A 20,885-nucleotide genomic window follows, 5' to 3' on the forward strand; every position below is an offset into this window, starting at 1 on the left:
CCGGGCAATAATTGCTGTCGAAATGTTCCTGTGCATTGAATGCTGCTGCTATTTTTTATGTTTTGAACCATACTATGTAACAGATTGGAGGCTGATATTCAATGGAGCGGACAAAAAATCTGAAAAAGGGAGAAAAAGGGGCGCTCCTCAATATTTTCGCATATGTCATCCTTGCTGTTGTGAAGCTAGTCGTTGGGATTCTCTATCACTCCGAAGCGCTGAGAGCAGACGGATTAAATAATGGAACAGATATTGTAGCGTCAGTAGCGGTACTGATTGGATTGCGTATTTCTCAAAGGCCGGCTGACAACGATCATCCATATGGCCATTATCGGGCTGAAACGATTTCGTCCCTCGTTGCGTCTTTTATAATGATGGTTGTCGGCATTGAAGTGTTAATTGGCGGAGGAAGAGCGATTGCGGACGGAACAACGGAAACGCCAAGTCTTATTGCAGCATGGACGGCGTTAGGAAGTGCTGTGTTTATGTATGGCATCTATTTATATAACAAAAGGCTGGCGGCATCCATTAAAAGCTCTGCTCTGATGGCGGCGGCAAAAGACAGCAGGTCAGACGCCTTTGTAAGTGCCGGAGCGTTTATAGGTGTGATGTCAGCCCAGCTGCAGCTGCCGTGGATCGATCCGGTAACAGCTTTTATCATCGGCATCGTGATTTGCAAGACGGCGTGGGATATCTTTAAAGACGCTTCACATTCGTTAACAGACGGCTTTCACTTAAAAGATCTTGAGCCTTACAAACAGACTGTCGGCAGAATTGAGAATGTACATCGTTTAAAAGATGTGAAAGCGAGGTATTTAGGCAGCACAGTTCATATTGAGATGGTCATTACGGTTGATCCGAAGCTTACAGTAGAGGAAGGCCATGGTGTGGCGGATGAAGTAGAAGACAAAATAAAACATGAACACGATGTCACTCATGTTCATGTTCATGTAGAGCCCGACGACATAAAATAAGGCTGTTTAACGAATTAGCTTATATGTTCAGATAAAAATTCAGTCACTTCTTCAGGCGTTTTGGCATTGGCGCTGTGAAGGTGAGCTGTTTTTTCACCGTTTTTGAAGATAAGTAAGCTGGGAATGCCCATTACTTGGTATTTTTCAGCCGGCTCAGGAAGCTTGTCCTTATTCAGCTCATACCAATCGTTTTGATTGTACTCTTCCAAAATATCGCCGATGAACATATTCATGCGTGTGCAGTCTGGGCACCAATCTGCATAAAACTTCACAATAATTTCTTTATCAGATTGAATCAGTTCATTAAATTGTTCGTTAGTCGTGATTTTTTTCATATGTCACATCTCCTTTTCAATGCCATTTTAATATAAAATAAAAAGGAATTACATACAAATGCATTCAGCATCAGCATGCCCAAAAATAATTAGATCATTTTCTCGTGAAAGTGATAAGATAGTAAAGATGAATTGTAGTGGGGGGAGTATCCATTGAAAACAAGTCTAGGATTAGTGTACGGAGGAAAGTCGGCTGAACATAATGTTTCACTGCAGACGGCTCTGGCTGTAATCAAAGCGCTTAATACTGAGAAGTTTGATATACATCCGATTTATATAACTGAAAAAGGCGAATGGGTAAGAGGCGCTCGTTTAACTGAGCCTGTTTCAAACGTGAAAATGCTTCAATTTGAGCAAGGAGGCAGTGCTTTTTCTCCAGCTGCCCTGAATCAGGAGATGTTTCCGCAGGAAGCGTCACAGCAAAATGAAGCCATCGACGTCGTATTCCCGCTCCTCCACGGACCGAACGGAGAAGACGGTACGATTCAAGGAATGCTCGAACTGTTGAATATTCCATATGTTGGAAACGGCGTGCTTGCTTCCTCAGCAGGCATGGATAAAGTCGTGATGAAACATCTATTCGCGCAAGCCGCCCTAGCTCAGGCTAAATACGCAGCTTTCCTTAAGAAAGACTGGACTCGTTCTCCGGAAGAAAGCTGTGAGCAGGTCGAACAGGAATTAGGCTATCCTTGCTTTGTAAAACCGGCGAACCTTGGCTCAAGTGTCGGAATCAGCAAATGCCGAAACCGTGAAGAATTGCAAAAAGCGTTCGAGCTTGCATTCCAATATGACCGAAAAGTTGTCGTTGAAGAAGGAATTAATGGCCGAGAAATCGAAATCGGCGTACTTGGAAATGATGATCCTAAATGCTCTGTTGTGGGAGAAATCGCACCGAAGACAGATTTCTACGATTACAAAGCGAAATATGAGGATGGAGATACTGATCTGGTGATTCCGGCAAACGTGACCGATGAGGAATACGCAAAAATCAGTGATATGGCAATTAAGGCGTTTAAAGCGATCGATGGTTCAGGACTTGTCAGAGCGGACTTTTTCTTGACTGCAGACGGCGAAGTTCTGATCAATGAAGTTAACACAATGCCTGGCTTTACTCCTTTCAGCATGTTCCCGCTGCTCTGGAAAGAGGCGGGAGTGGAATACGCTGACCTTATTGAACAGCTTGTGGAGCTTGCAAAAGAACGCCACGCTGAGAAACAATTGATTAAGCATACATTCTAATGAAGATGGACACTGCCGGTAAGAGGGCAGTGTCTTTTCCCGTATACAAAAAGAAAGAGAGGGACCGCACTTGATTAAGCGAACCATAAAAAATATGGCAGAGATGGTCAAAGGCACATTGACAAATCCGCAATACGAACAAACAGTCATTCATGGAGTGGCAACTGATACAAGGAAACTGGAACAAGATCAGCTTTTCATCCCGCTGAAAGGGGAACATTTTAACGGACACACATTTGTGCAGCAGGCTTTTGACGCCGGTGTAGCGGCCGTTCTTTGGGATCGGTCAGAACCAAATCCGCCCGAGGAACAGGCTGTCATCTTAGTTGACGACACCCTTTCCGCTCTTCAGCAACTTGCAAAAGCTTATTTACAGGAGCTTGGCACGCGTGTCATCGGGGTAACCGGAAGCAATGGCAAAACGACAACAAAAGATATGATTCACGCCGTCTTGGGAACCCAGTACCGTGTTCACAAAACAGGAGGGAACTTTAATAATCACATCGGCTTGCCGCTGACGGTTTTATCCATGCCTGAAGATACGGAGATCGCCGTATTGGAGATGGGAATGAGCGCTAAAGGAGAAATTGACCTCCTGAGCCGCCTGGCAAACCCGGATGCGGCTGTGATTACAAATATCGGCGAATCCCACATGCAAGATCTTGGTTCAAGAGAGGGCATTGCAGAGGCGAAGCTTGAAATCATTAACGGGCTTAAAGAAGACGGAGTGCTGATTTATATCGGGGATGAACCGCTTCTTCAAAAAGCATACAGCTGCCGAACGAAAACGTACGGATCGGGAGCGCAAAATGATTATCAGCTTCAGGATGTCAGCCAGAGTGAAGCGGGAACCCATTTTACAATTAAAGGGATGGAAAAATCGTTTTTTATTCCGGTACTCGGCAAGCACAATGTCATGAACGCTATGGCTGCGATCGCCGCGGGGGCTTATTTCGGCATCACGGCTGATGACGCGGCAAAAGGACTGAGCGGACTAAAGGTAACCGGCATGAGGCTCGAACTCATCAAAACAGACAGCGGCATTTCGATTATCAATGACGCTTACAATGCCAGCCCGACTTCAATGAAGGCTGCCATTCAATTGACAGAAAGCCTTGAAGGCTACGGAAAAAAAATGCTTGTGCTCGGCGATATGCTTGAACTCGGTGATCTTGAAGAAACATTCCATAAAGAGTGCGGCGCAGTCATCAGCCCTGAGAAAATCGACCGCGTCTTTACGTACGGAAAGCTGGGCGCTTTTATTGCGGAAGGCGCACTGAACCACTTTGAGAAAGAACGCGTCAGCCACTTCACCGAGAAAAAAGATCTTTTTCAAGCCGTGAAGGAAAGCGCGTCAAAAGGGGATTTGATTTTATTCAAAGCGTCCAGAGGTATGAAGCTTGAAGAAATCGTTAAAGATTTAATAGACAGCCCGCTTTCATAAAAAAAATCCTGCGAAAAAAACGCATATTGCATCATAAAATAGAATGATGTGCAAACACTAATGTATGCCGGCCTGAAATAATGTATGTCTGGCTGGCTGCGGCTATGATACAATAAATACAGGTTATTTTGCGATTCGAAAATATTTGTCCGGACTTTCATTCGCCTGCCCGAAGTTCTCCCGCCGGACATTTGGGAGCGGATGAAACAGCAGCCGGCATATTCGAGAAGCCAATCTGCTTCTCATTTTATTGAAAAACAAATAGTGTAATGGTAAGATAAAACTTAGAAGTAATTCGGGCTTTGTATACGTATGGACCTGTCCTTTTTGTGGAAAGGGCAGTTTTTGGTGGTAAATCACGACATTACTGACACAGCAATTAGAAGGAGTTTGAATAATTTGACTATAACGTTTCAAGATTTTAATTTAAGTTCTGATCTCATGAAAGCAATTAACCGTATGGGATTTGAAGAAGCAACGCCGATTCAGGCACAAACGATACCGCTCGGACTTTCAAATAAAGACGTCATTGGACAAGCGCAAACAGGTACAGGTAAAACAGCAGCGTTTGGTATACCCCTTGTTGAAAAAATTAACCCCGAGTCTCCTAATATTCAAGCAATCGTAATCGCGCCAACCCGTGAATTAGCCATTCAAGTATCTGAAGAATTATATAAAATCGGACAAGATAAGCGTGCGAAGGTTCTTCCTATTTACGGCGGACAGGATATTGGACGACAAATTCGGGCATTAAAGAAAAACCCGCATATCATTGTGGGAACACCTGGACGTCTTCTTGATCACATTAACCGCCGTACAATTCGTTTAAACAATGTAAACACTGTTGTAATGGATGAAGCGGATGAAATGCTGAACATGGGATTCATTGACGACATTGAATCTATTCTTTCAAACGTGCCGAGCGAGCATCAGACACTTCTGTTTTCTGCTACGATGCCAGCGCCGATCAAACGTATTGCGGAGCGCTTCATGACTGAGCCGGAACACGTGAAAGTAAAAGCAAAAGAAATGACGGTTTCTAACATTCAGCAGTTCTATTTAGAAGTGCAGGAGCGTAAAAAATTCGATACACTGACTCGTCTTCTTGACATTCAGTCTCCTGAGCTTGCGATCGTCTTCGGACGTACAAAACGCCGTGTCGATGAGCTGGCTGAAGCTTTGAACCTTCGCGGATATGCGGCTGAAGGAATTCACGGTGACTTAACGCAGGCGAAACGTATGGTTGCACTTCGCAAATTTAAAGAAGGCGCAATCGAAGTTCTTGTTGCAACTGATGTTGCCGCTCGCGGACTTGATATCTCTGGTGTTACGCACGTGTACAACTTCGACGTGCCTCAAGATCCTGAAAGCTATGTTCACCGTATCGGAAGAACAGGCCGTGCAGGAAAAACAGGTATGGCGATGACGTTCATTACACCGCGTGAGAAAAGCATGCTTCGCGCAATTGAACAAACAACAAAACGCAAAATGGACCGCATGAAGGAGCCTACACTTGATGAAGCGTTAGAAGGCCAGCAGCAGGTTACGGTTGAACGCCTTCGCACGGCAATCAGTGAAAACAACCTGAACTTCTACATGACAGCGGCAGCTGAGCTGCTTGAAGATCATGATGCAGTGACAGTGGTTGCGGCGGCTATCAAGATGTCTACAAAAGAGCCGGACAACACACCGATTCGCTTAACAGACGAAGCGCCGATGGTCGGCAAACGCCACAAGAACCAGCGCTCTTCTAAACGCAGAGATGGACAAGGCGGCGGCTATCGCGGCGGAAAAGGGAAAAACAACAACCGTTCTTCCTACGACAAAAAGCGTTCAAACGATCGCCGTTCTTCAGGTGACAGACGCCAGAAAAAATCTTACTAATTCTATCGATTAGAAGCCCAAAACATGTCGTTTTGGGCTTTTTTATGTTTACGACTTGGTATTCAGCAAACTTTGAGCTGACGGAAGCTGTTTTTCTCTGTATGCTTAAGAATGAAACCTTTCTGTATAAGAGACGTATAAGTAAAGATAAAAAAACGGGAGGTAGGTATTTTGAGAGAGCAGCCTAAAAACCAAATCAGTCCAGACGGATTAAAGGTTTGGCGACTTCAAGAGATCATCATATCCGCTGTCTGCTTGCTTATCGTCATAGCAGTTGCAGTGTTAAGCTATTATTTTCATTGGCCGTACTCGATCAGCGGCGTGCTCGGCGGGATTTGGCTGCTGGGTTCGATTGTGACGGTCTTTATCATTCCAAAGATCCGTCATAAAGTGTGGCGCTATGAAGTCCATGAACATGAAATCGATATTCAGTCAGGTATTTTTGTAGTGACGCGTGTGATTGTCCCGATGGTCAGGGTTCAGCACGTCGATACGTCTCAAGGGCCGCTATTGAAAAAGTACAACCTGGCAACTGTGAAAATTTCCACGGCCGCGACCGTTCATTCGATCCCCGCTTTAGAGATGGAGGAAGCGGATCGACTGAGAGACTCTATTTCCCGTCTGGCAAGGGTGACTGAAGATGATGTCTGAACCGAAACGCCTGCACCCGGCGGCAGTCATTTTGAATTTATGCCATACCATTATTCAAACGATTAAAAATATCATTCTGCCATTCTTTTTTGTGTATATCGTTAATTCAAACCATACGGTCCGTTTTTACGGAGCTATTGCGCTTGGTGTGCTGTTTATCTGGCTTGTGGCCGCAAGCATCATCAAATGGAGAAGGTTTACCTATCGAATCGAAGATGACGAATTCAGAATTGAAGAAGGCTTGTTTGTCACGAAAAAGCGATACATATCGATCGATCGGATTCAAACGATGAATACGAGCGCGGGCGTGATACAGCAAATCTTTAAGCTTGTGAAGCTGCAAATTGAAACGGCAGGCGGAGGCAAGGAGGCGGAAGCTGTTCTGTCGGCTATTTCTGTTGAAGAAGCCGAACGCATTAAGGAATCCGTCTTTAAGAAAAAAGCAAAAAGTCACGAAAGCGAACACGATGAAGAGCTGCTGGAAGCAGAACAGGAGCAGACTCCGGAAGTTGAGCCGCAAGAGCGCTATCGCATGAACATGAAAGAGTTGCTCATGGCCGCCTCTACCTCCGGCGGAATCGGAGTGATTATCTCCGCTGTATTTGCGCTTATTTCTCAGCTTGATGAAGTGCTGCCGATGGATTGGTTTTTCGATAAATTCTCCTTCCTTCAGCACGCCAGCATCGGCATTTATGCGGTACTCATTTTTATCGGTTTATTTATCGTCTGGATATTCAGCATCGCCGGTATGATGTTTAAATACGCGAACTTTCAAGTTATAAAAAAAGAGCAGGAATTGGTCATTTCAAGAGGGATTATCGAAAAACATCAAGTCACGATCCCGCTCCGAAAAATACAAGCCATTAAAATCAAAGAAAATATCATCCGCCAGTTATTCGGCTATGTGACGGTGTCCATTGTCAGCGCGGGCGGCGGCGAGCGGGAAAAAGAAGAAGGCGCTTTGACGATTCTTTTTCCGATGATTCATAAAAAGAAGCTCCCGCACATGCTTCAGACATTTACGCCGGAATACACGCTGGAAGAAAACGTCCGACGTCTGCCGCGGCGCGCGTTGAAACGATATTTGTTCCGCTCCGTCATTTTTTCACTTTTTTTGATTATCCCAATATGTATCTTTTTTCAGCCATGGGGCTACCTGTCGATCATGCTGCTGCCGATTGAATTGTTCTTCGGCTACCTCGCATATAAGGATGCAGCATGGACGATCAACGGGGAGCGTCTTCAGCTGACGTCAAGATTTATCGGCAGAACAACCGCGATTGTGCTGAAAAGACGAATGCAGATTTGCAAATTCAGCCAATCCTATTTTCAAAAGAAAGGCCGCCTGTATACCATTTCTACCGCGGTAAAATCATCAAGCCATATGGAAGAATTAACAGTGAGGGATGTAGGTGAAAAGGATGCGGACTTCATTTTGAACTGGTACTCATATGAAAAAGCGGACGGTTAATACCGCCGCTCTTTTTTTTGCACACATAAAAAGGAGAGAAGAAACCCGCCGCAAAGTCCAAACAGATGGGCCATCATGTTAATATTGGAGTTGATAAACGACATCAGAACGGCAAATGCGAGCAGTGTGACAATCATTTTGGAGTGCTCCTGCCCGATCAGTTCTTTGTGAAAAAGAACCATAAACAGATACACGCCGAACAGCCCGAATATCGCGCCTGAAGCCCCGACATGCACGTAATCAAGCGGCTCTGTCACATATGTTCCGATATTGCCGATGATGCCGGAGCCGGCGTACACAAGGAGGAAACGCGCTTTTCCCAGCATACGCTCCAAAGCCGGGGCAAATAAAAAGATCGACATGGAATTAAACAGCAGATGGGTAAAACCGGCGTGCAGCAAAACCGGTGTGATCAGCCGCCACCATTCACCGTTTGCAACGCCTAGATTATAGCCTGTGACGGTATCTCTCCATAACACGACTGAATGCACAGGAAGTGAAAAAAATAGCCAGAGAACAGCTTGCAAAGCCAATATAAAGGTGACAACGGGATAAAGCCTGATAAACGTTTGAAAATTTTCGGTCCGTATAAACATTCCGAGCCCCTTTTCTTCATTTTGGTATTTCTATAGTAACACGTTTATGAGACAAACCATTCAAATAGTACATACGCAAAGGAGGTTATCACCCATGATATACGGCATAGGACTAGATATCACCGAACTTAAACGGATCGCTTCTATGGCCGGCCGCCAGAAACGATTTGCTGAGCGGATTTTGACGCGAAACGAGCTTGATCAATATGATGAGCTTTCAGAGAAAAGAAAAATCGAGTTTCTCGCGGGCAGATTTGCGGCAAAAGAAGCTTTCTCGAAAGCGTTTGGCACCGGTATAGGAAAGCAGCTTAGCTTTCAGGATATTGAAATTAAGAAAGACCAAAATGGCAAGCCTTATATCATTTGCGCAAAACTAAGCCAAGCCGCCGTTCACGTATCAATCACCCATACAAAGGAATACGCGGCCGCGCAGGTGGTGATTGAAAGGTTGTCAAGCTAGTCTGCATATTAGGGGCGCCCCACTCATATATTTGATAGTGCATTAAGGGAGACAAGTTGTTTGAGGCTTTTATGGTACGCATCCGTTCTGCCTAACGTGTACCGAGCGTACCGTTAAAGTCAAACAAGCGATTTCTTCCTTTTACATCAATTGAGAAAAAGGGGTTGAAAAAGGTGAGAAAAAGCTTTGTTTTGCTTTTAACGGGACTGCTTGCTGTCCTTATTCTTTCTGCCTGCGGGCAAAAAACACAGCAAGATATTGTGACCGGGTTAGATGAAAAGGCGAAAGAATATACCTCGTACAAAGCAAAAGCGAAAATGACCATCGAGACAGGGAGTGAGCCTCAAGTATACAATGTGGAAATCTGGCACAAAAAGCCGTCTCTGTACAGGGTTTATCTAGAAAATCCGAAAAAGGACCAAAACCAAGTCATTTTACGAAATGAAAACGGAGTATTTGTTCTCACGCCGTCTTTAAATAAGAGCTTCAGATTTCAAAGCGACTGGCCGAACAACAGCAGCCAGGTCTATCTGTTTGAATCGCTCGTAAAGGATGTTCAAAACGATTCAGATGCGGTTTTCACTGCGAAAGAAAAGAACTACGTATTTGAAACAAAAACGAACTATCAGCATAACAAAATGCTGCCAACGCAAGAAATCACGTTTAACAAAAAAGATATGAGCCCGTCATCGGTCAAAGTCATGGATACTGACCGAAAAGTCATGGTGAAAGTAGAATTCAGCAGCTTCGAATTCAATAAACATTTCGACAAAGAATCCTTTGACGAGAAGAAAAATATGACCCTTTCCCAAATGGACGTTGCCACAAGCGCGAAGCCATCCGATACATTCGCGGTCAAAACGCCGCTTGAACTGCCGCTTGGCGTAAAGCTGCTAGAAGAAAAAGATATCTCTACTGAAGATGGGAAGCGGATCATCATGACCTACGGAGGAGAAAAATCATTTACCTTAATTCAGGAAAAAGCCCAAATTGCCAAGGCTTCCTCCTCAGTTAGGCTGAACGGCGAACCGGTGAATCTCGGTTACACCATCGGCGCTTTGTCGGATGCATCATTATCATGGACGTATGATGGCGTAGATTACCTTCTCTCATCTAAAGATCTTACGAAAGAGGAAATGGTGACAGTCGCGAAAAGCATGCAGGGACAATCATCTAAATAACCGCCAAAGGCCAAACATGATTTGGCCTTTTTTTCGTCTTGCATCGTTTCCCTTCGGCCTTAAATTTTAGTATGATATGTAAATGATATTGAATAAAAGCTAGGAAGTGTCATAATGACCACAAAACCTTTTTACAGAAATACGTGGGCGGAAATCGACTTGTCCGCGATAAAGGAAAATGTCAGCAATATGAAAGAACATATCGGCGAACATGTCCACCTAATGGCAGTTGTGAAAGCAAACGCCTACGGGCATGGCGATGCAGAAACAGCGAAAGCGGCGCTTGACGCAGGTGCTTCATGCTTGGCAGTGGCTATTCTCGATGAAGCGATTTCACTGCGCAACAAGGGCCTGAAAGCGCCGATTTTGGTGCTCGGCGCGGTTCCCCCTGAGTATGTATCAATCGCGGCAGAATATGACGTGACAATAACAGCTTATTCTGTTGAATGGCTTCAGGAAGCCGCCCGCCATATGAAAAAAGGTTCTCTTCATTTTCATTTAAAGGTCGATACGGGGATGAACAGGCTTGGCGTAAAAACAGAAGAAGAAGTTCATCACGTCATGGCGATTCTTGACCGTAACCCTCGTTTAAAATGCAAAGGGGTATTTACCCATTTTGCGACAGCGGATGAAAAAGAAAGAGGCTATTTTTTAAAGCAGTTTGAGCGCTTTAAAGAACTGATTGCTCCGCTGCCGCTCAAGAAACTGATGGTGCACTGTGCGAACAGCGCCGCCGGCCTCAGGCTGAAAAAAGGCTTTTTCAACGCGGTCAGATTCGGCATCGGCATGTACGGCCTCCGTCCGTCAGCCGACATGACGGACGAAATACCGTTTGAGCTGCGCCCCGCTTTCACTCTGCATTCAACGCTGTCGCATGTCAAACTGATCAGAAAAGGCGAGAGCGTCAGCTACGGAGCGGAATACACAGCGGAAAAAGATACATGGATCGGGACGGTGCCTGTCGGCTATGCGGATGGCTGGCTTCGAAAGTTGGAAGGAACCGAAATCCTTGTGAAGGGAAAACGGCTGAAGATCGCCGGCCGGATCTGCATGGACCAATTTATGGTGGAGCTGGATCAGGAATATCCGCCGGGCACTAAAGCCACATTAATAGGCCGGCAGGGAGATGAATATATTTCCATGGATGAAATTGCAGGCAGGTTCGAAACCATTAACTATGAGGTGTCTTGTACAATAAGTTCCCGGGTTCCCCGTATGTTTTTGGAAAATGGGAGTATAATGGAAGTAAGAAATCCTTTAGTGCAGGAAAATAAAAGCAAATAGCTCATCTCATAATGGAGAATTCATAAAACAGCTTTGCTTGAAGAGTGAATAATGGTATCATTATCACTGGATGGATAAAAGAGTCGTATCCGTAAGTTTGGTGGAGGTGTATGTTTTTTGTCTGAATCCAGCGCAAGAACCGAAATGAAAATCAGCTTGCCCGAAAACCTAGTAGCTGAATTGGATGGTGTAGCGATGCGGGAGAAACGAAGCAGAAACGAACTGATATCACAAGCAGTGAGAGCGTATGTCAGCGAACGAACAACTCGTCACAACCGTGATTTGATGAGACGCGGCTATATGGAAATGGCGAAAATCAACCTGAATATTTCTTCTGAGGCTCACTTTGCGGAGTGCGAGGCTGAAACGACAGTTGAGCGCTTAGTCAGCGGAGGATAATCATTTGATTGTGAAACGCGGCGATGTTTATTTTGCTGATTTATCTCCTGTTGTTGGCTCAGAACAAGGCGGGGTGCGCCCGGTTTTAGTGATCCAAAATGACATCGGAAATCGCTTCAGCCCAACTGCTATTGTTGCAGCCATAACAGCGCAAATACAGAAGGCGAAATTACCAACCCACGTCGAAATTGATGCAAAACGCTACGGTTTTGAAAGAGATTCCGTTATTTTGCTGGAGCAAATTCGGACGATTGACAAGCAAAGGTTAACGGATAAGATTACTCATCTGGATGATGAAATGATGGATAAGGTTGATGAAGCCTTACAAATCAGTTTGGCACTCATTGATTTTTAGACATATGTGCAGGTTGCTCAAATCGAGCAACTTTTTTTGTTTTCAAAAAACATAAACGATATAATAGTGTAATAACAAAAAATATGTTGTTTTTTATCGGGAGGTAAGCGAATTTGATGTCGAATCAGACTGTATACCAGTTCATTGCCGAGAATCAAAATGAACTGCTCCAACTGTGGACTGACACACTAAGAGAATTAAGCGAAAAAGAATCATACCAGCTGACTGACCAAGTGTATGAAAATATATCTAAGGAATATATCGACATTCTTCTGCAGTCTGTTAAGGACGACAGCGCTGCTGAAAGCCAGATCAGCGAACTGGCGCTGAGAACCGTCCAAATTGGACTTTCTTTGAAGTTTCTGGCTACGGCGCTTGCTGAATTCTGGAAGCGTCTCTACACGAAGATGAACGATAAGAGATTGCCAGATCAAGAGAGTACGGAATTAATCTGGCAGCTTGACCGCTTTTTCAGCCCGATTAATATAGAAATCTTCAACCAATACTCAATCTCGTGGGAAAAAACCGTATCCTTGCAAAAAATCGCGCTGCAGGAGTTATCTGCGCCGCTTATCCCGGTGTTTGAAAACATCACCGTGATGCCGCTGGTCGGAACAATAGATACCGAACGTGCAAAACGAATTATGGAAAATCTTCTTAACGGTGTCGTCAAACACCGGTCACAAGTCGTGCTGATTGACATCACAGGTGTTCCTGTCGTTGACACGATGGTTGCCCATCATATTATTCAGGCGTCTGAAGCGGTAAGGCTTGTCGGCGCGAAATGCCTGCTCGCCGGCATCCGTCCGGAAATTGCTCAGACCATTGTCAACCTGGGCATTGATTTATCCCAGATTATTACTAAGAATACCCTGCAAAAAGGAATTCAAACAGCATTGGAAATGACGGATCGAAAAATCGTTTCATTGGGGGAATAACATTTGAGACATCCGAAAATCCCGATCTTGAAACTGTATAATTGCTTATTAGTGTCCATTCAATGGGAACTTGATGACCAAACAGCATTGACCTTTCAAGAAGACTTATTAAATAAAATATACGAAACAGGTGCCAACGGAGTCGTGATTGACCTGACATCTGTAGATATGATTGATTCATTTATCGCCAAAGTGCTGGGCGACGTCATTACAATGTCTAAGTTAATGGGGGCGAAAGTGGTCTTGACCGGCATTCAGCCCGCTGTGGCAGTTACGCTGATTGAACTTGGAATCGCACTTGAGGAAATCGAAACTGCGCTCGACTTAGAGCAGGGGCTTGAGACATTGAAGCGGGAATTGGGGGAATAGCGAATGAACGACCAATCCTGTGTAAAAATCATGACAGAATGGGATATTGTGGCGGCCAGACAACTGGGGCGAAATGTTGCAAAAGAACTGGGTTTCGGCACGGTAGACCAGGCTAGAATTACAACGGCTATTTCAGAATTAGCCAGGAACATTTATTTGTATGCCGGCAAAGGCCAGATTGGTATTGAACAGGTCGCTGACAGAGGAAAAAAGGGCCTGAAAATCATAGCGGAAGACCAAGGGCCGGGAATTCCTGATATCCGTAAAGTCATGGAAGACGGATTTTCAACGTCTGGCGGACTCGGAGCGGGACTTCCTGGTGTCAAAAGGCTGATGGATGAATTCAGTTTAAATTCCGTATCGGGGGAAGGAACAGAGATACAAGCCATTAAATGGCTTCGGTAGGAGGTAAGAAAGTGGATTTTAGGGAGGTTATTGAGCAGCGGTATCATCAGCTGCTTAGTCGATATATAGCTGAATTAACAGAAACATCTTTATATCAAGCACAAAAATTCAGCCGAAAAACAATCGAGCATCAAATTCCTCCGGAAGAAATCATCAGCATTCACCGAAAAGTGCTGAAGGAGCTGTATCCGAGTCTCCCGGAAGATGTTTTTCATTCGCTGGATTTTTTAATAGAAGTCATGATTGGATATGGAATGGCTTATCAGGAGCATCAAACCCTCAGGGGAATACAGCAGGAAATTAAATCAGAAATTGAAATCGCGGCAAATGTCCAGCAGACGCTGCTCGGAACAAAGGTTCCGCAGGAAGAAGCGCTGGATATCGGTGCCATCAGTGTGCCCGCTAAACAGATGAGCGGTGATTATTACCACTTTGTCAAAGACAAGGAATCCATTAATATCGCAATCGCGGATGTGATCGGAAAAGGCATTCCGGCGGCTCTTTGTATGTCCATGATTAAATACGCGATGGACTCTTTGCCGGAAACGGGCATACATCCTTCTCAGGTGCTGAAAAATTTAAACAGGGTTGTCGAACAAAACGTTGACGCCAGTATGTTTATTACGATGCTTTATGCCAATTACAATATGGACAAGCATCAATTTACATATGCTTCGGCGGGACATGAACCGGGATTCTATTATTCTCAAAAAGACAACACGTTTTACGATTTAGAGGCCAAAGGGCTCGTTCTCGGCATCTCGCAGGATTATGACTACAAACAATTTGATCAGCATCTCGATAAGGGCGATATGATTGTTTTATTTTCTGACGGCGTCACAGAATGCAGAACGGAAAACGGTTTCTTGGAGCGTCCTGATCTGCAGAAACTCATTGAGGAACATATGTGTTCCTCTGCGCAGGAAATGGTCAAAAACATTTATGACAGCCTCCTCAAATTGCAGGACTTTCAGCTTCACGATGATTTTACGTTAATTGTTTTGCGAAGAAAGGTTTAGCATCAGCCAGCCGGGGGTATACAACAATTAATGATTTGAAGGATAATTTGAGGTGATAAGAATGAATATAAATGTTGATGTGAAGCAAAACGAGAATGATACACAAGTAAACATTGCAGGAGAAATAGATGTATACTCAGCTCCGGTGCTCAGAGAGAAGCTCGTTCCTCTGGCAGAACAAGGCGCTGACTTAAAAATTTGCCTGAAAGATGTCAGCTACATGGACAGTACCGGACTCGGCGTCTTTGTAGGCATCTTTAAAACAGTGAAAAAACAAGGCGGGTCGCTGAAACTTGAAAATCTTTCTGACCGGCTGATTCGTCTGTTTGAGATTACAGGTTTGAAGGACATCATTGATATTTCTGCAAAGTCAGAAGGTGGAGTGCAATGAAGAATAATGCTGATTACATCGAAATGAAAGTGCCGGCCCAGCCTGAATATGTAGGGATTATAAGGCTGACGCTGTCAGGCGTCGCGAGCAGAATGGGCTATACGTATGATGAAATTGAAGATCTGAAAATCGCAATCAGTGAAGCGTGTACGAATGCGGTTCAGCATGCTTACAAAGAAGATAAAAATGGTGAAGTGTCAATCCGATTCGGTGTGTTTGAAGACCGTTTAGAGGTCATTGTGGCGGATGAAGGAGACAGCTTTGATTTCGATCAAAAGCAACAGGATCTAGGGCCGTACACACCTTCGCACACAGTTGATCAATTATCAGAAGGAGGGCTCGGTCTATATTTAATGGAAACGCTTATGGATGAAGTCAGAGTGCAAAACAACTCCGGCGTCACCGTAGCGATGACAAAGTATTTAAATGGGGAGCGAGTTGATCATGACACAACCATCAAAAACTACGAAACTAACTAAAGATGAAGTCGATCGGCTCATAAGCGAATACCAAACAAATCAAGATGAACAGGCGCAAGAAACGCTTGTGCAGGTATATACAAATCTGGTTGATATGCTTGCGAAAAAATATTCAAAAGGCAAAAGCTTTCACGAGGATCTTCGCCAGGTCGGCATGATCGGGCTGCTTGGAGCGATTAAGCGATACGATCCGGTGGTCGGCAAATCGTTTGAAGCTTTTGCGATTCCAACAATCATCGGTGAGATTAAACGTTTCCTCAGAGATAAGACGTGGAGCGTTCACGTGCCGAGACGAATCAAAGAACTGGGCCCAAGAATCAAAATGGCGGTTGATCAGCTGACGACTGAAACACAAAGGTCGCCGAAAGTAGAAGAGATTGCCGAATTTCTCGATGTTTCAGAAGAAGAAGTTCTTGAAACGATGGAAATGGGCAAAAGCTATCAAGCCTTGTCCGTTGATCACAGCATTGAAGCGGATGCGGATGGAAGCACCGTCACGATTCTTGATATCGTCGGTTCACAGGAGGATGGATATGAGCGGGTCAATCAGCAAATGATGCTGCAAAGCGTGCTTCATGTCCTTTCCGACCGTGAAAAACAAATCATAGACCTTACGTATGTTCAAAACAAAAGCCAAAAAGAAACTGGGGACATTCTCGGTATATCTCAAATGCACGTCTCGCGTCTGCAGCGCAAAGCTGTGAAGAAGCTCAGAGAGGCCTTGACTGAAGATCCCTCGATGGAGTTAATGTAATGATCCAGGTTGAAGAAAACGAGCATATTCAAACTCTTGTATACCAATTGAATAAAGAAGGAAAATCGATTTGCGGCGACAGCTTTTATATGAAAGCTGATGATAAGGAGTTAATTTGCGCGGTAGCTGACGGACTTGGAAGCGGATCGCTTGCCAACGAATCTTCCGCAGCAATCAAAGCCTTAGCGGAAAACTATGCAAATGAAGACGTACAAAGCATTATTGAACGCTGTAATCAGGCGATGAAACACAAAAGAGGCGCTACAGCTTCTATCCTGAAAATCAATTTTAAGCAAAGGCAGTTTACGTACTGCTCTGTCGGAAACGTACGGTTTATTCTGCATTCCCCTTCTGGTGAAAGCTTTTATCCTCTGCCGATTTCAGGCTATTTATCAGGAAAGCCGCAAAAATACAAAACACACACCGCCACCTACGAAAAGGGTTCAAAGTTCATTATACATACCGATGGACTAAACGTACCCGATATCCGCTCCCATTTGAAAAAAGGCCAATCGGTAGAAGACATATCGAATTCACTGAAAATGTACACAACATCGAGAAAAGACGATCTGACATATATTCTTGGGCAGCTGTCCTAGAAGAGTAGAAAAAAGAAGCTGGGAAAGCCGGCTTCTTTTTTTTGTGATTGACTATTAGTAAGTGCACTTATTATAATTAATAAGTGCACTTATTATTTAGGGGGATTACAAATGTGGAAATATGAATACACTGCAATATCAGATGCGGCACCAGAAGAAATCTGGAAATATTATCAGCACCCAGAATCCTGGAAACAGTGGGATGCGGGCATCACATCAGCTTCTCTGAAAGGGCCGTTTCAAAATGAAACGGAAGGAGCATTGCTTTTGCGAGGAAATACAGTTCCATTTTGGCTTGAACATGTGGAGAAGCATCAATCATTTTCTGTCATATCCCACCTTCCGAATACAAATGTAAAAATGGAATTTTATCATGTACTGCAAAAGCGACAAGAGGGTCTAAACATCACGCATGGGGTTGTATTGGAAGGCGCAGAAGCAAAAAAATGGGGAGAAAAAATCGGGCAGGAACTGTCTAAAGACATCCCAGAGTCAGTCAACTGCCTTGTCCGTCTTTGCAAAGGAATGCTAAAATGAACACAAAATATTGGGTTGGCGTCGTGTCAGAGCAGCATGTTTTAAAAGGGACCGCCGGCGGATTTGCCCAAGTATGCCACGGTAAAAAAGCGCCTCTTGCCAGGATGAAAGAGAATGATTGGCTTATTTATTATTCTCCGCGAGATGCATATCCGGACGGCAGGCTGCTGCGATGTTTTACCGCTATCGGAAAAGTGAAGAGCGGAAACGTCTATCAATATCAAATGGCTCCGGACTTTATCCCATACCGGTTAGACATTGATTACTTTCCGTGTGAAAAAATAGGTTTTTACGATATTAAATCTCAGTTGGAATTTGTTCAGGAAACAAATCATCTCGGGCTTTTATTTCGAAGAGGGCACTTTGAAATCAGTAAAAATGATTTTTTGACAATATCACAAGCGATGGGAGTAATATAAGTGAAATGGCACTCTGAATTTAGCGGACCGAACACAAGTCCAGGTTTTTTATTATGGCAGGTCACACAAAGCTGGCAGCGGAAAATAGGGAAAGCATTGGCTGAGCATGACCTTACCCACGTTCAATTTGTTCTCCTGACCTCATGCAAGTATATGATTGCTCATGGAGAAACCGTCACGCAAAAAAAAATCGCAGGCTTCAGCCAGACCAATATCATGATGGTATCAGAGGTTGTGCGGACGCTTGAGAAAAAGGGATTTATCCAAAGAAGCAAAAATCCTCAGGATAAAAGGGAAGTTCTTCTGTCATTAACAGAAACAGGAGAGGAAAGAGTAACCTCTGCTCTGCCGATTGTCGAGCGGATTGACCAATCTTTTTTTGAAGCAGCCATGATAAAAGAGAACTTTCTAAGCGGCTTACAGGAACTCTTGAAAAATGAATAAAAATACGGGCAGCGGCAGCTGTCTTTTTTTATGTGTTTTTTTCTGTTTTTGATACACTAGAGTAAGAACGACAAAATTGGAGGCTATGGTTACATGGAAACGTCAGCCCTTTTGAAACAGCAAATTGCGAAAGAAATAGGTTTATCACAAAAACATGTTGAAAGCGTCATCCGCCTGCTTGAGGACGGCAACACAGTTCCGTTCATCGCCAGATATCGAAAAGAGCAGACGGGTTCAATGGACGAGGTTCAGATTCAGACCATTTCTGAACGATGGCAATACATACAAAACCTGAATCAGCGAAAAGAAGAGGTGATCAGGCTAATCGCCGAGCAGGATAAACTAACAGATGAATTAAAACGTAAAATTGACCAATCCGTAAAACTTCAGGAAGTAGAAGACCTCTACCGTCCGTATAAACAAAAGCGCAAAACGAAAGCGACAGTCGCCAAAAGCAAAGGCCTTGAGCCGCTTGCCGACTATATTATGACCCTTCCGCAAGATGACCGCCTTGCAGAAACAGCAGACCAATATATCAGCGAAGAAAAAGAAGTGTTCACCAGAGAAGAAGCCATTGAAGGCGCCAAGCACATTATTGCGGAACAAATCTCAGACGAACCGAATTTCAGAAAATGGATTCGCCAGGAAACCTTTAAAAAAGGAACGATCAAGTCAGCTGCCGGAAAATCAGCAGACACAGATGAAAAAAACGTGTACGAAATGTACTACGAGTATGAAGAGCCAATCGCAAAGGTCGTTCCGCACAGAGTGCTTGCCATGAACCGCGGCGAAAAAGAAGACATTTTAAAGGTGTCTATCGAACCGCCAGCAGATCACATTAAGGCTTACTTAGAAAAGCAAATCATCAAAAACCGTTCAACGTCTGTAAAAGAAATCTTGCAGGAAACGATTGAAGACAGCTACAAAAGACTGATTCAGCCTGCTATTGAACGTGAAATCAGAAAAGAGCTGTCGGAAAAAGCGGATGAACAGGCGATTCATATTTTCTCTGAGAACCTCAGAAAGCTTCTCCTTCAGCCGCCGATGAAAGGCAAGACGGTTCTCGGTGTAGATCCGGCTTTCCGAACAGGCTGTAAGCTGGCAGTGTCAGATGAAACCGGGAAAGTCTTAAAAATTGATGTGATTTACCCGCATGCACCTGTCAAAAAAACGAAAGAAGCTCATGAGAAAGTGAAAGCGATTCTTGAAGAGTATCAAGTGGAAATGGTGGCGATTGGAAACGGCACGGCCTCCAGGGAGACAGAGCAATTCATTGTGGATGTGCTGAAGGACACGCCGCGTGATATTTATTATGTGATTGTCAATGAAGCGGGGGCAAGCGTATACTCGGCATCTGAGCTTGCCAGAGAAGAATTTCCTGAGCTTCAGGTCGAGGAACGCAGTGCAGTATCCATCGCACGGAGACTTCAAGATCCGCTTGCGGAACTCGTCAAAATTGATCCGAAATCTGTAGGAGTGGGGCAGTATCAGCATGACGTCAGCCAAAAACGCTTAAATGAATCCCTGCGCTTTGTTGTCGAGACAGTCGTAAACCAGGTAGGAGTAAATGTCAACACAGCTTCCGCCGCGCTGCTTCAATATGTAGCGGGATTATCGAAATCCGTAGCGGGCAACATCGTTAAAAAGCGGGAAGAGCTCGGTAAATTTTCGAATCGAAAAGAACTGAAGGATATTCCAAGGCTCGGCGCAAAAACCTATGAACAATGTATCGGCTTTTTAAGAGTGCAGGAAGGGACAGAGCCTCTGGACAGAACAGGCATCCACCCGGAAAGCTATAAAGAAACAAAAACGCTTTTGAAAAAGTTCGGTCTTTCAACAGAGCAGATCGGTACGGCGGAATTGAAGGATAAAATCAACAAACTTGAGCTTTCTGAAACAGCAAAGGAACTGGGAATCGGTGAAATTACGCTGAAAGACATTTGTGAACAGCTGACAAGACCTGAACGTGATCCGCGTGATGAGGTGCCTAAGCCTCTGCTGAAAACAGACGTTCTTCAGCTGGAGGATCTGAAAGAAGGGATGGAGCTGCAGGGCACCGTGCGCAATGTAGTGGACTTCGGAGCGTTTGTTGATATCGGAGTCAAACAGGACGGGCTTGTGCACATTTCAAAACTCAGCAATCAATTCGTCAAGCATCCGCTTGATGTTGTATCCGTCGGTGACATCGTGACGGTTTGGGTTGACGGTGTCGATGTACAAAAAGGCAGAGTGTCACTGTCTATGGTAAAATAAAAGCA

At 44.4% G+C, this 20,885-nt stretch carries 24 protein-coding genes and 1 pseudogene; 23 read left to right on the plus strand and 2 right to left on the minus strand.

The genetic code is table 11. From position 1 onward, the window contains the following. The first annotated feature begins 101 nt into the window (after positions 1 to 101). A complete protein-coding gene (locus JMN17_RS18875) occupies positions 102 to 974 on the plus strand; it encodes a cation diffusion facilitator family transporter (RefSeq protein WP_087992968.1) in 873 nt (290 codons plus the stop codon). A 14-nt stretch (positions 975 to 988) separates the two neighbouring features. Here the strand turns inward: JMN17_RS18875 and JMN17_RS18880 are convergent, their stop codons facing one another. Then, on the minus strand, positions 989 to 1,309 hold the full coding sequence (locus JMN17_RS18880; RefSeq protein WP_087992967.1) for a thioredoxin family protein: 321 nt from the start codon (positions 1,307 to 1,309) through the stop codon (positions 989 to 991). A gap of 153 nt (positions 1,310 to 1,462) precedes the next feature. Here JMN17_RS18880 and JMN17_RS18885 point away from each other — a divergent pair, with 153 nt between their 5' ends. The 5 genes from JMN17_RS18885 (at position 1,463) to JMN17_RS18905 (ending at position 7,998) form a co-directional block, all read left to right on the plus strand. Further along, positions 1,463 to 2,548 carry a D-alanine--D-alanine ligase gene (locus JMN17_RS18885; RefSeq protein ID WP_087992966.1) on the plus strand — a complete coding sequence of 362 codons (1,086 nt, stop codon included), beginning with the start codon at positions 1,463 to 1,465 and terminating at the stop codon, positions 2,546 to 2,548. A 70-nt stretch (positions 2,549 to 2,618) separates the two neighbouring features. Then, positions 2,619 to 3,992, plus strand: coding sequence for a UDP-N-acetylmuramoyl-tripeptide--D-alanyl-D-alanine ligase (locus tag JMN17_RS18890; protein ID WP_087992965.1), 1,374 nt, complete (start codon positions 2,619 to 2,621; stop codon positions 3,990 to 3,992). Between the two features lie 399 nt (positions 3,993 to 4,391). After that, on the plus strand, positions 4,392 to 5,876 hold the full coding sequence (cshA, locus tag JMN17_RS18895; RefSeq protein WP_141113424.1) for a degradosome RNA helicase CshA: 1,485 nt from the start codon (positions 4,392 to 4,394) through the stop codon (positions 5,874 to 5,876). A gap of 171 nt (positions 5,877 to 6,047) precedes the next feature. Then, entirely contained in the window at positions 6,048 to 6,527 is a 480-nt protein-coding gene (locus tag JMN17_RS18900) for a PH domain-containing protein (RefSeq protein ID WP_087992964.1), read from the plus strand. Then, positions 6,517 to 7,998, plus strand: a complete 1,482-nt coding sequence (locus JMN17_RS18905; RefSeq protein WP_087992963.1) for a PH domain-containing protein — start codon at positions 6,517 to 6,519, stop codon at positions 7,996 to 7,998. The genes JMN17_RS18900 and JMN17_RS18905 overlap by 11 nt, the downstream gene beginning before the upstream one ends. Here JMN17_RS18905 and JMN17_RS18910 read toward each other — a convergent pair. Then, positions 7,995 to 8,594, minus strand: a complete 600-nt coding sequence (locus tag JMN17_RS18910; protein WP_087992962.1) for a rhomboid family intramembrane serine protease — start codon at positions 8,592 to 8,594, stop codon at positions 7,995 to 7,997. The genes JMN17_RS18905 and JMN17_RS18910 overlap by 4 nt on opposite strands. Positions 8,595 to 8,688: 94 nt before the next feature. Here JMN17_RS18910 and acpS point away from each other — a divergent pair, with 94 nt between their 5' ends. From acpS to JMN17_RS18995, 17 genes and pseudogenes are all read left to right on the plus strand, one after another. Then, a complete protein-coding gene (gene acpS / locus JMN17_RS18915) occupies positions 8,689 to 9,054 on the plus strand; it encodes a holo-ACP synthase (protein ID WP_087992961.1) in 366 nt (121 codons plus the stop codon). Between the two features lie 164 nt (positions 9,055 to 9,218). After that, positions 9,219 to 10,235 carry a LolA family protein gene (locus JMN17_RS18920; RefSeq protein WP_202328952.1) on the plus strand — a complete coding sequence of 339 codons (1,017 nt, stop codon included), beginning with the start codon at positions 9,219 to 9,221 and terminating at the stop codon, positions 10,233 to 10,235. 114 nt (positions 10,236 to 10,349) lie between these two features. Then, positions 10,350 to 11,519, plus strand: coding sequence for an alanine racemase (alr, locus tag JMN17_RS18925; protein ID WP_202328954.1), 1,170 nt, complete (start codon positions 10,350 to 10,352; stop codon positions 11,517 to 11,519). A gap of 117 nt (positions 11,520 to 11,636) precedes the next feature. Continuing rightward, entirely contained in the window at positions 11,637 to 11,918 is a 282-nt protein-coding gene (gene endB / locus JMN17_RS18930; RefSeq protein ID WP_003225183.1) for a type II toxin-antitoxin system antitoxin EndoAI, read from the plus strand. 4 nt (positions 11,919 to 11,922) lie between these two features. After that, positions 11,923 to 12,273 carry a type II toxin-antitoxin system endoribonuclease NdoA gene (gene ndoA / locus JMN17_RS18935; RefSeq protein WP_003156187.1) on the plus strand — a complete coding sequence of 117 codons (351 nt, stop codon included), beginning with the start codon at positions 11,923 to 11,925 and terminating at the stop codon, positions 12,271 to 12,273. A 113-nt stretch (positions 12,274 to 12,386) separates the two neighbouring features. Continuing rightward, the gene (gene rsbRA, locus JMN17_RS18940; protein WP_202328962.1) at positions 12,387 to 13,211 is read left to right on the plus strand and encodes an RsbT co-antagonist protein RsbRA; all 825 of its coding nucleotides are present in this window, start codon (positions 12,387 to 12,389) and stop codon (positions 13,209 to 13,211) included. A 3-nt stretch (positions 13,212 to 13,214) separates the two neighbouring features. Then, positions 13,215 to 13,580 carry an RsbT antagonist protein RsbS gene (gene rsbS, locus JMN17_RS18945; protein WP_003225190.1) on the plus strand — a complete coding sequence of 122 codons (366 nt, stop codon included), beginning with the start codon at positions 13,215 to 13,217 and terminating at the stop codon, positions 13,578 to 13,580. 3 nt (positions 13,581 to 13,583) lie between these two features. Further along, a complete protein-coding gene (gene rsbT / locus JMN17_RS18950; protein WP_003240352.1) occupies positions 13,584 to 13,985 on the plus strand; it encodes a serine/threonine-protein kinase RsbT in 402 nt (133 codons plus the stop codon). A gap of 11 nt (positions 13,986 to 13,996) precedes the next feature. Further along, entirely contained in the window at positions 13,997 to 15,004 is a 1,008-nt protein-coding gene (rsbU, locus tag JMN17_RS18955; protein WP_202328969.1) for a phosphoserine phosphatase RsbU, read from the plus strand. A 61-nt stretch (positions 15,005 to 15,065) separates the two neighbouring features. Next, positions 15,066 to 15,395 (plus strand): anti-sigma factor antagonist RsbV, encoded by a 330-nt coding sequence (gene rsbV / locus JMN17_RS18960; RefSeq protein ID WP_148963061.1) that lies wholly within the window; start codon positions 15,066 to 15,068, stop codon positions 15,393 to 15,395. After that, positions 15,392 to 15,874, plus strand: a complete 483-nt coding sequence (gene rsbW / locus JMN17_RS18965) for an anti-sigma B factor RsbW (protein ID WP_148963062.1) — start codon at positions 15,392 to 15,394, stop codon at positions 15,872 to 15,874. The genes rsbV and rsbW overlap by 4 nt, the downstream gene beginning before the upstream one ends. Then, complete coding sequence (sigB, locus tag JMN17_RS18970; protein ID WP_202328973.1) at positions 15,840 to 16,628, plus strand: RNA polymerase sigma factor SigB; 789 nt, start codon at positions 15,840 to 15,842, stop codon at positions 16,626 to 16,628. Before rsbW ends, sigB begins: the two co-directional genes overlap by 35 nt. After that, positions 16,628 to 17,227: a phosphoserine phosphatase RsbX gene (rsbX, locus tag JMN17_RS18975; protein ID WP_202328982.1), complete on the plus strand. Its 600-nt coding sequence runs from the start codon at positions 16,628 to 16,630 to the stop codon at positions 17,225 to 17,227. Before sigB ends, rsbX begins: the two co-directional genes overlap by 1 nt. Before the next feature lie 111 nt (positions 17,228 to 17,338). Beyond that, positions 17,339 to 17,764 (plus strand): hypothetical protein, encoded by a 426-nt coding sequence (locus tag JMN17_RS18980; protein WP_038954149.1) that lies wholly within the window; start codon positions 17,339 to 17,341, stop codon positions 17,762 to 17,764. Then, positions 17,761 to 18,200 (plus strand): annotated as a pseudogene (locus JMN17_RS18985) (EVE domain-containing protein). Before JMN17_RS18980 ends, JMN17_RS18985 begins: the two are co-directional and overlap by 4 nt. Continuing rightward, a complete protein-coding gene (locus JMN17_RS18990) occupies positions 18,184 to 18,627 on the plus strand; it encodes a MarR family winged helix-turn-helix transcriptional regulator (RefSeq protein WP_202328984.1) in 444 nt (147 codons plus the stop codon). Before JMN17_RS18985 ends, JMN17_RS18990 begins: the two are co-directional and overlap by 17 nt. A gap of 93 nt (positions 18,628 to 18,720) precedes the next feature. After that, on the plus strand, positions 18,721 to 20,880 hold the full coding sequence (locus JMN17_RS18995) for a Tex family protein (RefSeq protein WP_202328986.1): 2,160 nt from the start codon (positions 18,721 to 18,723) through the stop codon (positions 20,878 to 20,880). The last annotated feature ends 5 nt before the right edge of the window (positions 20,881 to 20,885 follow it).

The sequence above is a fragment of the Bacillus sp. RHFS10 genome (assembly GCF_016757475.1).
Classification (GTDB): Bacteria; Bacillota; Bacilli; order Bacillales; family Bacillaceae; genus Bacillus; species Bacillus subtilis_G.

Bases quoted from the DNA above. Each gene is read 5' to 3' on its own strand.
- JMN17_RS18905 (WP_087992963.1), top strand. From the start codon at position 6,517: ATGATGTCTGAACCGAAACGCCTGCACCCGGCGGCAGTCATTTTGAAT.
- acpS (WP_087992961.1), top strand. From the start codon at position 8,689: ATGATATACGGCATAGGACTAGATATCACCGAACTTAAACGGATCGCT.
- rsbV (WP_148963061.1), top strand. From the start codon at position 15,066: ATGAATATAAATGTTGATGTGAAGCAAAACGAGAATGATACACAAGTA.
- alr (WP_202328954.1), top strand. From the start codon at position 10,350: ATGACCACAAAACCTTTTTACAGAAATACGTGGGCGGAAATCGACTTG.
- JMN17_RS18875 (WP_087992968.1), top strand. From the start codon at position 102: ATGGAGCGGACAAAAAATCTGAAAAAGGGAGAAAAAGGGGCGCTCCTC.
- JMN17_RS18995 (WP_202328986.1), top strand. From the start codon at position 18,721: ATGGAAACGTCAGCCCTTTTGAAACAGCAAATTGCGAAAGAAATAGGT.
- rsbX (WP_202328982.1), top strand. From the start codon at position 16,628: ATGATCCAGGTTGAAGAAAACGAGCATATTCAAACTCTTGTATACCAA.
- rsbW (WP_148963062.1), top strand. From the start codon at position 15,392: ATGAAGAATAATGCTGATTACATCGAAATGAAAGTGCCGGCCCAGCCT.
- JMN17_RS18910 (WP_087992962.1), bottom strand. From the start codon at position 8,594: ATGTTTATACGGACCGAAAATTTTCAAACGTTTATCAGGCTTTATCCC.
- rsbT (WP_003240352.1), top strand. From the start codon at position 13,584: ATGAACGACCAATCCTGTGTAAAAATCATGACAGAATGGGATATTGTG.
- JMN17_RS18980 (WP_038954149.1), top strand. From the start codon at position 17,339: ATGTGGAAATATGAATACACTGCAATATCAGATGCGGCACCAGAAGAA.
- JMN17_RS18880 (WP_087992967.1), bottom strand. From the start codon at position 1,309: ATGAAAAAAATCACGACTAACGAACAATTTAATGAACTGATTCAATCT.
- sigB (WP_202328973.1), top strand. From the start codon at position 15,840: ATGACACAACCATCAAAAACTACGAAACTAACTAAAGATGAAGTCGAT.